The 12153-nt window shown below is 61.2% G+C and carries 9 protein-coding genes; 4 read left to right on the top strand and 5 right to left on the bottom strand.

Annotated elements, in window-relative coordinates; all coding sequences use genetic code 11:
• Window positions 1–2 precede the first annotated feature (2 nt).
• Window positions 3–1163 carry a FecR family protein gene (locus PMI11_RS12550; protein WP_007817385.1) on the bottom strand — a complete coding sequence of 387 codons (1161 nt, stop codon included), beginning with the start codon at window positions 1161–1163 and terminating at the stop codon, window positions 3–5.
• Between the two features lie 242 nt (window positions 1164–1405).
• Here PMI11_RS12550 and PMI11_RS12545 point away from each other — a divergent pair, with 242 nt between their 5' ends.
• Genes PMI11_RS12545 through PMI11_RS12530 form a run of 4 tightly spaced genes read left to right on the top strand, consistent with a single transcriptional unit; the run spans window position 1406 to window position 6544 of the window.
• Window positions 1406–2659: a sarcosine oxidase subunit beta family protein gene (locus PMI11_RS12545; RefSeq protein WP_007817383.1), complete on the top strand. Its 1254-nt coding sequence runs from the start codon at window positions 1406–1408 to the stop codon at window positions 2657–2659.
• A 12-nt stretch (window positions 2660–2671) separates the two neighbouring features.
• On the top strand, window positions 2672–3013 hold the full coding sequence (locus PMI11_RS12540; protein WP_007817381.1) for a sarcosine oxidase subunit delta: 342 nt from the start codon (window positions 2672–2674) through the stop codon (window positions 3011–3013).
• Complete coding sequence (locus tag PMI11_RS12535; protein ID WP_007817379.1) at window positions 3010–6003, top strand: sarcosine oxidase subunit alpha; 2994 nt, start codon at window positions 3010–3012, stop codon at window positions 6001–6003. Before PMI11_RS12540 ends, PMI11_RS12535 begins: the two co-directional genes overlap by 4 nt.
• Window positions 5996–6544, top strand: a complete 549-nt coding sequence (locus PMI11_RS12530; protein ID WP_007817377.1) for a sarcosine oxidase subunit gamma — start codon at window positions 5996–5998, stop codon at window positions 6542–6544. The genes PMI11_RS12535 and PMI11_RS12530 overlap by 8 nt, the downstream gene beginning before the upstream one ends.
• 15 nt (window positions 6545–6559) lie before the next feature.
• Here the strand turns inward: PMI11_RS12530 and PMI11_RS12525 are convergent, their stop codons facing one another.
• From PMI11_RS12525 to glgA, 4 genes are all read right to left on the bottom strand, one after another.
• Window positions 6560–7048, bottom strand: a complete 489-nt coding sequence (locus PMI11_RS12525; RefSeq protein ID WP_007817374.1) for a MaoC family dehydratase — start codon at window positions 7046–7048, stop codon at window positions 6560–6562.
• An 87-nt stretch (window positions 7049–7135) separates the two neighbouring features.
• Window positions 7136–9106, bottom strand: a complete 1971-nt coding sequence (glgX, locus tag PMI11_RS12520; protein WP_007817371.1) for a glycogen debranching protein GlgX — start codon at window positions 9104–9106, stop codon at window positions 7136–7138.
• Between the two features lie 13 nt (window positions 9107–9119).
• Entirely contained in the window at window positions 9120–10751 is a 1632-nt protein-coding gene (locus tag PMI11_RS12515) for an alpha-D-glucose phosphate-specific phosphoglucomutase (RefSeq protein ID WP_007817362.1), read from the bottom strand.
• A gap of 6 nt (window positions 10752–10757) precedes the next feature.
• On the bottom strand, window positions 10758–12153 hold a 1396-nt coding region (glgA, locus tag PMI11_RS12510), incomplete at its 5' end, for a glycogen synthase GlgA (protein WP_007817360.1).

The following is a 12153-nucleotide window of genomic DNA, read 5'->3' as shown; positions in this document are numbered from 1 at the left end:
AGTCAGCGGTTGCGGTTCCTGTCCCGATTTCCGCTTCCGCCCCAGCCTCGATTCCGGTTCTGATCCCGATCGTGGCTACGATCCCGATCCCGATCTCTTCCCGCGCTCTGATCATTGCCGGCAGTTTGGTTTTCGCCTCCGCTTCTTTCCTGCGTGCTCGGTCTGTCTTGATGGCTGCGGTCCTGGTGGTTATCTGCCCTTTCCGTGCGGCTCGGCCTGTCAGGTGCGTCGTGCCGGTCCGGCCTTCCATGATCGCCATGGTGGTCGTCTCTATCGTGCTTGTCCTTCCAGCCATGCCTGTCGTGTTTGTCATGCCAGTCGCGCTCCGGCTTATCATGGTGGGGCCTGTCATGATGCGGCTTGTCGTGATGCGGTTTTTCCGGCCGCTGCGTCGGCGGAGCATCCTGCTTCTGTGGTTGCTGCTGGGGCTGTGGATCCGGATCTCGCGGCCGGGGTGTCTGGCGAAGCCGGTCTTTGCGCTCAGGGTCAACCGAGGCCATCCGGCAGCCGCCAAGCAGGCCGAGGCCGCCCGTTAAACTCTGGTTGCCGGAGAGGAAGGGAAGGGCGCGCTGGTTGCCCAGCCTCTGCAGCACGCTGCGGTTGACAGGGTGGGCATCCGTCATGTTGCCGTTCGGCCGCGCAATGACGCAATCGCAACGCTGCTGCAATTGCCGGCAGCCGCCAGGGCCGCAGAAGGTCGCTGCGCCGTTCAGTAGCACCACGGCAGTCGTGCCGTCAGGGCCGACATAGAAATCGAAAGCGGTGCCGCGTACGCCGATCGTACCGGCGGGCGTCTGGATCTGATAGGCGGAGGATTTCGAATTGCCGCTGACCCAGCGGAACGTGCCCTTGGCCGCCTTGATGGAGAGGCGTTTGACGGAGTCGGAATCGTCATAGACATATTTGTCGATGACGACAGACGAGCCCCAGCCTACGGCAAGCTTGGTGCCGTCGCGGAATATGAACTGGCCGAGCCCTGATTGGGAGGTGCGGATACGCTCGTCGCGATGGACCTCGTCATTGACGATGATCGGCCCGCCCTGTCCGGTCACTTCGGTTTTGATGAGAGTCGCCTGGCCGACGGGTTCAGCGGCGAACGCAGGCCACGCGCCTGACAGCGCGAAGCAGATGCCCGCGATCCATATGCTACGCCAACCCGACATCTTACACCCCACATTAGGGGGATACTAACATTTCCAGCAGGCCCGTTCTGCCTGCCCTGTTGGGTGAGAAAAGGGTTATGCCGCATCTGCGAAGGCCGATCGCGGCCAAGCGGGGCGATGCAGCCGTCGCCGTGTCAAAACAAAAGCTCTTTCACGTCGCAAAAGAACCGTTGTGCCGCAATTCGATTTGCGATTTGTATGGCCACGACGAAAATGCCTTTGCCTGAAGGAGATGATGGCGGATGCGGAAATATTCGGTTTTTGCCGTAGCGCGGGAGGCTCTGCGCGGGCACAGGGGCTGGGAAAAGCAGTGGACTTCGCCGGAGCCGCGACCCGAATATGACGTGATCATCATCGGTGGTGGCGGTCATGGGCTGGGCGCAGCTTATTACCTTGCCAAGGAGCACGGCATCACGAATGTGGCGGTGCTGGAAAAGGGTTGGCTTGGCGGCGGCAATACCGGCCGCAACACCACCATTATCCGCTCCAACTATCTCTATGAAGAGAGCATGCACATCTATGAGCACTCGATGAAGCTCTGGGAAGGGCTGTCGCAGGAGCTCAATTACAATGTCATGTATTCGCCGCGCGGCGTGATGATGCTGTCGCACAATGTGCACGACATGCAGAGCTTCAAGCGGCATATCCATGCCAACCGGCTCTACGGCATCGACAATGAATGGCTGACACCCGAGCAGGCCAAGGCCTATTGCCCGCCGCTCGATATTTCGGCGACGGCCCGCTACCCGATCAATGGCGCCGCCTTGCAGCGCCGCGGCGGTACGGCGCGTCACGATGCGGTTGCCTGGGGTTACGCACGTGCGGCATCAGATCGCGGCGTGCACATCATCCAGAATTGCGAAGTCACCGGCATTCGCCGCGGCCCGGATGGTCGGGTCACCGGCGTCGAGACCAACAGGGGCTTCATCGGTGCGAAGAAGATTGGCGTGTCGGCTGCCGGCCACACGACAACAGTCATGAAGATGGCGGATGTGCGCGTGCCGCTGCAATCAAGCCCGCTGCAGGCACTGGTTTCCGAGCCGCTGAAGCCGATCTTTCCCTGCGTCGTTATGTCGAACACGGTGCATGCCTATATCTCGCAGTCCGACAAGGGTGAGCTCGTCATCGGTGCGGGCACGGACCAGTATAATTCCTACTCCCAGACGGGTGGCCTGCAGATCATCACGCATACGCTCGACGCCATTTGCGAGCTTTTCCCGATGTTCCGCCGCGTGAAGATGATGCGTCAGTGGGGCGGTATCGTCGACAACACGCCGGACCGTTCGGCCATCCAGTCGAAGACGCCCGTTCCCGGGCTCTACGTGAATTGCGGCTGGGGTACCGGTGGTTTCAAGGCGACACCGGGTTCGGCCAATCTCTTCGCCCATCTGATAGCCCGCGACGAAGTGCACAAGTTCAATGCCGGGCTGACGCTGGAGCGGTTCCGCTCCGGCCGGCTGATTGACGAGGCGGCGGCTGCCGCCGTCGCGCACTGACAGGAGGACGACATGCTGCTGATCTATTGCCCTTACTGTCAGGAAGAGCGCTCCGAGCTCGAGTTCCGTGGTGCCGGTGACGCCCACATCGTTCGGCCGGCCAATATAGCCTCAATCTCTGACGAGCAGTTCGAGGAATATTTCTTCCTGCGTGACAATCCGAAAGGCCTGATCTTCGAGCGCTGGCGGCACATGCACGGCTGCGGGCGCTTCTTCAACGCGGCGCGCGATACTATCAGCGACAAGTTCATCATGACCTACAAGGCCGGCGAACCGAAGCCTGCTATCGGGACTGCGGCCGAGCCGCATGCGCCGGTCGAGACCTACGAAGCAGTTGAAGGAGAGGCCCAATGAGCGGCGCGAACCGTATCGCCGGCAAGGGCCGGCTGACGCCCGCCAAAACCGCGCGTTTCACCTTCGACGGCAAGAGCTATACGGCGCTCGAAGGCGATACTGTTGCCTCGGCCTTGATTGCCCATGGTGTGCATCTTGTCGGCCGTTCATTCAAATATCATCGCCCGCGCGGCATTCTTTCGGCCGGCGCGGAGGAGCCGAATGCGCTGATCGATGTTGCGCGCGACAGCGCCCGTAAGCAGCCGAATGTGCGGGCAACCGTGCAGGAAGTCTTCGACGGCATGATCGTGAAGTCGCAGAACCGTTGGCCGTCGCTTTCCTTCGATGTCGGCGCGGTCAACAACCTGTTCTCGCCCTTCTTCGCAGCAGGCTTCTACTACAAGACATTCATGTGGCCGCGGGCCGCGTGGAAGCGCGTATACGAGCCGATGATCCGTCGGGCTGCCGGTCTTGGTGTCGCTCCGACGGAAGACGATCCCGACCACTACGCCAGCCGTTATACCCATTGCGACGTGCTGGTCGTCGGTGCCGGTATTGCCGGTCTGTCGGCGGCATTGGCTGCTGCGGAAGCCGGCGCAAAAATCATCCTCTGCGACGAGCAGGCCGAAGCCGGCGGCGCGTTGCGCTTTGATGCCGGCGTGAAAGTGGATGGGCTTGATGGCTACGCCTGGGTGCAGAAGACCCTTGCACGGCTGAAGGCCATGGAGAATGTAGAGATCCTGACCCGCACCACGGCCTTCGGCTATTACAACCATAATTTCGTCGGCCTCGTCGAACGTGTCACGGATCATATCGCCCGCCCAGACCGCGATCTGCCGCGCGAACGGCTGTGGCAGGTCCGCGCCAAGCGCGTCATCCTGGCGACCGGCGCCATCGAGCGGCATATGGTGTTTCCGAACAATGACCGGCCGGGCATCATGCTCGCTTCGGCCGGGCGGATGTATCTCAATCATTATGGCGTTGCGGTCGGCCAGAAGGTCGGCATCTATACCGCGCATGATTCAGCTTATGAGGTGGCCTTCGACCTGAAGCGGGCGGGTGTTTCGATCGCCGCGATCGTCGACAGCAGACAGGCGCCGGGCGCAGCAGTATTGGCCGAAGCCCGTACGCTCGGCATCGATGTGCTGACCGGTCAGTCGGTGGTCAATACGTCGGGTGCGCTGCGCATCTCGTCGATCACGGTCGCGCGCAACGGCGGCGGATCACCGCGCAAGATCAGCGTCGATGCGCTGCTGGTCTGCGCCGGATGGACACCCTCCGTGCACCTATTCTCCCAGTCGCGGGGCAAGGTCGCCTTCGATGCCGAAACGCAGCGTTTCCTGCCTGGCACCTATGCGCAGGACTGCCTTTCCGTCGGTGCCTGCAATGGCACGGATGGTCTGCAGCAGACCGTCGAGGAATCACTGGCCGCCGGCGAACTGATGGCGCAGGCTGTCGGCAGACAGGCGGGCAGCAAGATCGGCATTTCCGTCGAGCAGGCCTTCGACTGGACGGGTGGCATGATTGGTGCGGCCGAAGGCGCCGGACCGGAGACGAATGCCAAGGCGTTCATCGACTTCCAACACGACGTCTGCGCCAAGGACATCCGTCTTGCGGTGCGCGAGGGCATGCACTCGATCGAGCATATCAAGCGCTTCACGACGAACGGCATGGCCTCCGACCAGGGCAAGCTTTCCAACATGCATGGCCTGGCGATTGCCGCCGAAATGCTCGGCAAGGATATTCCGCAGGTCGGTCTTACCACTTTCCGCGCGCCATACACGCCGGTGACTTACGGAGCACTGATCGCACATTCGCGTGGGGCCTTGTTCGACCCGACGCGCAAGACGCCTCTGCATGCCTGGGAAGAGGGCAAGGGGGCGATCTTCGAAGACGTCGGCAACTGGAAGCGCGCCTGGTTTTATCCGCGCGCCGGCGAAACGATGCATCAGGCCGTCGCCCGCGAATGCCGCACGGCGCGCGAGGCTGCTGGTATCTTCGACGCCTCGACGCTCGGCAAGATCGAGGTCGTCGGACCGGATGCCGCCGAATTCATGAACCTCATGTACACCAATGCCTGGGACACGCTGAAACCGGGCAAGTGCCGCTACGGCATCATGCTGCGCGAAGACGGCTTCGTCTATGATGACGGCGTCGTCGGTCGTCTCTCCGATGACCGTTTCCATGTGACGACCACGACCGGCGGGGCGCCGCGTGTTCTCAACCACATGGAGGACTACCTGCAGACGGAATTCCCGCATCTGAAGGTATGGTTGACCTCTGTCACCGAGCAATGGGCCGTAATCGCGGTGCAAGGACCCAAGGCACGCGAGATCGTGGCGCCGCTGGTCGAGGGGCTTGATATTTCCAACGAGGCCTTCCCGCATATGAGTGTCGCCGAGTGCAAGGTGGCAGGTATTCCGGCACGTCTCTTCCGTGTCTCCTTTACCGGCGAGACCGGCTTTGAAATCAATGTGCCTGCCGATTACGGCCAGTCGGTGCTGGAGGCGGTCTGGGCCAATGCCGAGCCACTCGGCGCCTGCGTCTACGGCACCGAGACCATGCATGTGCTGCGCGCCGAAAAGGGCTACATCATCGTCGGCCAGGATACTGATGGTACGGTGACGCCTGATGACGCCGGGCTCTCCTGGGCAGTCTCGAAGAAAAAGGCGGATTTTGTCGGCATTCGCGGCCTGAAGCGGCCCGATCTCGTCAAGGAAGGCCGCAAGCAGCTCGTCGGTCTTGCGACGAAGGATGCGAAGCTGGTGCTCGAAGAGGGCGCGCAGATTGTCGCCAACCCGAACCAGCCTAAGCCGATGACGATGCTCGGTCACGTGACATCGGCCTACTGGTCTGAGAATTGTGGTCGCTCGATCGCCTTTGCACTGGTTGAAGGTGGCCGCAATCTCGTGGGCGAAACGCTCTATGTGCCGATGCCGGACCGGACCATTCCGGTCGAGGTGACGGATCTGGTGTTCTTTGACAAGGAAGGAGGCCGTATCCATGGCTGAGGTCGCAATTCGCAAACCGGCTCTCTCCGGTCTCCTTGCCGGTTCGGCGACGGTACGCCTGACGGTGGCACCGGTCGCAAGCCGCCTTTCGCTGCGTGCGCCGGCTGAATCCGTATCGGCGCTCTCTTCCGCATTGGGACTGATTTTGCCGACATCACCCAAGACCTCCGGCCGTGCGGGAGGGCGTTCGGCGCTCTGGCTCGGCCCGGACGAATGGCTCGTAATTGACGAGGTTGGTTCGGATCTTCCGGCACTTCTTTCCGTCGCTGACGTTCTGCATTCGGTGGTCGATGTCTCCCACCGCAATGTCGGTATCATTGTTTCCGGACCGGGTGCGGAGGCGACGCTGTCCGCCGGCTGCCCGCAGGACCTCTCTCTGGAAATTTTCCCGGTGGGTGCTTGCTCGCGGACGATCTTCGGCAAGGTCGAGATCGTGCTCTTCCGCACCGAGGAGGATACGTTCCGGGTCGAATGCTGGCGGTCGTTTTCGGATTATGTATTCGGGCTGCTCGCCGAAGGCGCCGAGGACGCGAGCCATTAAGGTCAGCAAAGAACCTTAGGTGTCTTCCGGCCGATCTTTCGGGTCGAACTGGATGATGGTGATCCAGCGGGTGGTCAGCGCCGGCTTCTTTTCATTCTCGATTTCGATCGAGACATCATAGGTCGTCATCAGCATGCCGGCGCCGCGGAAGCGGGCGTCCGAGAGCACGAAGTGGCCGCGGATGCGGGTGCCGCTCTTGACCGGCGACATGAAGCGGACCTTGTCGAAGCCGTAATTGATGCCCATCGTCTGCTCGCGCACCTTGGGCAGGCAATTGTAATTCATCGTCGACAGCAGCGAGAGCGTCAGGAAGCCATGGGCGATGGTTCCGCCGAAGGGACTTTCGGCTGCTGCGCGAACAGGATCGACGTGAATGAACTGATGGTCGCCGGTTGCCTCTGCAAAGGCATCAATCATCTTCTGATCGACGAGGATCCAGTCAGACAATCCTGTTTCCGTGCCAACCAGCTCCCGGACATCCGAGAGCGAAATTTCCATGACCATGCATTCCTCGTAAAAACCCGCAGCCGCAAGCCTTATCGCGCATTCGTGACGATTGCGATAACGATTCGCACTCGCGGGTTTCGTGGATCAATTTTCCACGAAAAAGGTGACCGAACGCGGCTCAACGGTGGCGCGGCCGCCGACTTTCCGCGCGCCATCCGGCAAAAGCTGGCGCCAGTTTGCTTCGCCGGCTGAGGGAAGCGTGAAGAGTTGATGTTGTTCGGAGCGGTTGAAGAGCACGGCGAGGCGGGTCTCTTTGCGGTTGGAACGATCGCGCGTCGCAAGCACCATGCCGAGGGTGGAGAACGAGGGCGTTTCCCATTCGCCTGTTGTCATCGGCTCGCCAGCGAGAGAAATCCACTCCACATCGCCGTTACCAGAAAAGAAGGCTAGTTCGGAGAAGACCGAGAAGCGGCGGCGAAGCGTGGCGACGAAGGCGGTGTGGGCGATCAGGTCTTCGTCCAGCAGCTTCCAGTCGACCCAGGTAATCTCGTTGTCCTGGCAATAGGCATTGTTGTTGCCGTGCTGTGTTCGTCCGCCCTCGTCGCCGGCCGTCAGCATCACGCTGCCGCGGCTGGCAAAGAGGGTGGAGATGAGCGCCATGACATCAGCCTTGCGACGTTCCCGGATGACGGGATAGGCCGTTTCACCTTCAACGCCGTTGTTCCAGGAATGGTTCTCGTTGTGGCCGTCGCGATTGTTCTCGCCGTTCGCCTCATTGTGTTTGCCGCTATAGGACACGAGGTCGATGAGCGTGAAACCGTCATGGGCGGCGAGGAAATTGACGCTGCGGGTCTCTGTTCCGCCATTGGCTGAGAAGATGTTCGAAGAGCCGGCCAGCACGGTTGCGAGCGAACCCGTCTTCCAGCCATCGCCACGCCAGTAGCACCTGATGTCATCGCGGGCACGGTCGTTCCATTCCAGGAAGGGTGCCGGGAAATTGCCGAGCTGATAGCCGCTTGGGCCGATATCCCAGGGTTCGGCGATCATGATGCGATCGGCAAGCAGATCGTCGGCGAGGATCGCTGCCAACGTACCGTTGCGGTCGAAGCCGTTTGCGGTGCGGCCGAGAACGGGAGCGAGGTCGAAACGGAAGCCGTCGATGCCGGCATTGCGAACGAAATGGCGCAAGCTGTCGATGATGAGCCGCTGGACATAGGGATGGTCGCAGGCAACCGTATTGCCGGTGCCGGTATCGTTGACGAGGACGGATGGCCGGTCTGCTGCGTGGCGGTAGTAGCTGAGATTATCGATACCGCGCAGCGACAGCGTCGTGCCGTATCGGTCGCTTTCGCCAGTATGGTTGAAAACGAGGTCGAGGATGACGGCGATGCCTTCCTCATGCAGGTTCGCCACTGTTTCGCTGAGCTCTGCGATACCACCCGGCACGATACGCGGATCGAGTGCCATGAAGGCAACGGGATTGTAGCCCCAGCCGTTCGTCAGGCCGAGCGGCGGCAGATGCCGCTCGTCGATCCAGGCGGTGATCGGCATTAGCTCGACGGCATCGACGCCGATGCGTTTCAGGTGAGCGAGCACGGAGGGATGAGCCAGAGCGGCGACGGTGCCGCGCTGAGCTTCCGGCACGTCCGGATGCAGGATGGTGAAGGGCTTGACCGCCACCTCATAAATAAAGCCGCCCGGTTTGAAGAGCGGCTTTCGGCTTTTGAAGGGCGCGTCTTTGGTGACGACCGACTTCGGGATCAGGTGCTGCGTATCTTCGCCGAAGATGCCGAGCCGCGGGTCGTAATGGAAAGGCCCATCGACCGCCTTCGCATAGGGATCGATCAGCAGTTTCGAGGGGTCAAACCACAGGCCGTTATCCGGAGCGTAAATGCCGTCGGCGCGGTAGCCGTAGCGCGCGCCTTCCTTCAATCCATCGACGAAAAGACGGAAGACGTGGTCGTTATCGCGGGCCATGGGGAGCCTCGCATATTCCTTGCCGTCATCGTCGAAGAGGCAGAGATCAACCTGCGCTGCATGATGCGACCAGATAGCGAACTCCACGCCTGTTTCAAAGACGATGGCACCGCCCTGTGCGGAACTGTTGCCCCCCATATGCCCCCCGGGATCAGGTGATCACGGTCGGCTCGTTGCGTCCCGTGCGCTCACGAATGTTGGCGATGCTCTCGGCGGCCGCGATGAGATCGGCGAGCGCTTCCTGCGTTTCGATATTATGGCGAGTCGAATCCGGCTCATAACGCTCGATATAGACGCGCAGGGTTGCGCCAGACGTGCCGGTGCCGGAAAGGCGGAAGACGACGCGGGAGCCGCCCTGGAAAAGGACGCGGATACCCTGATGTTCGCTGACCGACTTGTCGACCGGATCGTGATAGGCGAAATCGTCAGCCTTCTCGACAGTCAGATCGCCGAAGGTCTTGCCGGGCAGTGTGGAAAGCTGGCTGCGCAGATTGTCCACCAAGCCGTTTGCGGCATCGCTGTCGACGCCTTCATAGTCATGGCGGGAATAGTAGTTGCGACCATAGGTCTGCCAGTGCTGGGTGACGATTTCCTGCACGCTCTCGCCGCGGACGGCAAGGACGTTCAGCCACAACAGCACGGCCCAGAGGCCATCCTTTTCGCGGACATGGTTGGAACCGGTGCCGGCGCTTTCTTCACCGCAGATCGTCGCCATGCCTGCGTCGAGCAAGTTGCCGAAGAATTTCCAGCCGGTCGGGGTCTCGTAGATGCCGATGCCGCGCTTTTCCGCCACACGGTCGGCGGCGCCTGATGTTGGCATGGAGCGGGCAATACCGGCGAGGCCGCCGGAATAGCCAGGCGCCAAGTTGGCATTGGCAGCGAGGATTGCAAGGCTGTCGGACGGGGTGACGAAAATGCCGCGGCCGATGATGAGGTTGCGGTCACCGTCGCCGTCGGATGCCGCGCCGAAATCGGGTGCGTCCTCACCCATCATCTCGTCATAGAGCTCCTTGGCATGAACGAGGTTGGGGTCCGGATGGTGGCCGCCGAAATCCGGGAGCGGCATGAAATTGCGAACGGAGCCGGAGGGCGCGCCGAGACGGTTCTCGAAGATTTCCTTGGCATAGGGGCCGGTCACGGCGCTCATGGCATCGAAGGCGATGCGAAAGCCGAGGCTGATCAGATTGCGGATCGCGCCGAAATCGAAGAGTTCTTCCATCAGTGCGGCATAGTCCTCGACCGGATCGATCACCGAGAGGATCATGCCGCCCGGCAGTTCTTCCTTGCCGATGCGGTCAATATTAACGTCGGTGAAGTCGGCGATCTTGTAGCTCTCGATCGCCTTGGAGCGGGCAAAGATCGCGTCGGTGATCTTTTCCGGGGCCGGGCCGCCATTGTTGACATTGTACTTGATGCCGAAGTCTTCGGTCGGGCCGCCGGGGTTATGGCTGGCCGAGAGGATGATGCCGCCGAAGGCCTTGTACTTGCGGATGATGTGAGAGGCGGCGGGCGTCGAAAGAATGCCGCCCTTGCCCACCATGACCTTGCCGAAGCCATTGGCAGAGGCCATCTTGATGGCCTTCTGGATGACTTCGCGGTTGTAGTAGCGTCCGTCGCCGCCGATGACCAGGCACTTGCCCTGATAGCCTTCCAGCGAATCGAAGATCGACTGGATGAAGTTCTCCGCATAGTTCGGCTGCTGGAAGACGGGAACCTTCTTGCGCAGACCTGAAGTGCCGGGTTTCTGGTCCTGATAGGGCGTGGTGGGAACGGACTTGATCATTTTAGTTCACATGCCTTTCGAGACGAGGCTTGAATACAGGGCAACATAACGTTCGGCGCTCTTCTCCCAAGAGACATCCGACTTCATGCCCTGCTTTTGCAATTGGGTCCAGACTTTTTGATCCGCGTAAAGGTGCATGGCGCGGCGCAGTGCCTGTAGCATGCTTTCTTCGTTTACAGGTGCGAATTGTATGCCTGTCGCCACCTTTGCCGCAAGTGCGGCATGATTGGCATCGATCACGGTATCGTTGAGACCGCCGGTGCGCGCCACGATCGGCACGCAGCCGTAACGCAGGCCATAGAGCTGGGTGAGACCGCAAGGCTCGAAGCGCGACGGGATGATGATGGCGTCGCAGCCGGCCTGCATGAGGTGCGACATCGGCTCGTTGTAACCGATGGAAACGCCGATGCGGCCGGGGTTGCGGTTGGCAGCCGCGAGCAGCGCACCTTCGAGGGCTGCCTCGCCGGATCCGAGCACGACGAGCTTGCCGCCGAGTGCGACGATCCTATCCGCAGTGCTTGCGACAAGATCCATGCCTTTTTGCCAGGTCAGCCGGCTGATGACGCAGAAAATCGGCGCGTCGTCATGGTCGAGATGGAAGAATTCCTCGATCGACCTGCGGTTCTCCAGACGGTTTTTTAGCGTCGTCGGGCCGTAATGCGTGTGGACGACCGGATCGGTCGCCGGGTTCCAGATGTCAGCATCAATGCCATTGACGATGCCATGCAGCACGTCGCGGCGGCTGGCAATGACGCCTTCGAGACCCATGCCGAATTCCGGAGTGAGGATCTCGTCGGCATAGGAGGGACTGACCGTGGTGATGGCGGAGGCAGTCTGTAGGCCGCCCTTCAGGAAGCCGACGGTGCCGTAATATTCGATGCTTTCGGTGGCAAAGGCATGGGGCGGCAGACGCAGGCCGGCGAAGATATCGGCGCCGAACTGGCCCTGGAAGGCGATGTTGTGGATCGTCAGGATGCTCGGCAGTTCGGGCGTCGGATAATAGCGCATATAGACCGGCACCATGGCGGCCTGCCAGTCATGGGCATGGACGAGATCCGGCCGCCAGCCAGGCAACAGGCCCGCGGCGATTTCGGACCCAGCCAGCGAAAGGGCGGCAAAACGGCGCCAGTTGTCGGGGTGATCCTTGCCGGTCGTATCGAGATAGGGACCACCCGGGCGGTCGTAATAGGCGGGAGCGTCGAGTACGAGGATATCGAGACCCTGATGCTCCACCTCCAGCACTCTTGCCGGCTGGCCGAGCAAATCCGGAAATTCCAGCCGGACGACCGGATTTTCCAGCATCTTCATGACGCTGGGATATCCGGGCATGAGGGTCTTGGTTTCGACGCCGAAGGATTTGAGGGCTATTGGCAGGGGGCCTGCCACGTCGGCAAGGCCCCCT

Source organism: Rhizobium sp. CF142 (assembly GCF_000281145.1).
Taxonomy (GTDB): domain Bacteria; phylum Pseudomonadota; class Alphaproteobacteria; order Rhizobiales; family Rhizobiaceae; genus Rhizobium.
Note: the sequence above shows the minus strand (reverse complement) of the source record. Positions and strands in the feature narration are given on the sequence as shown.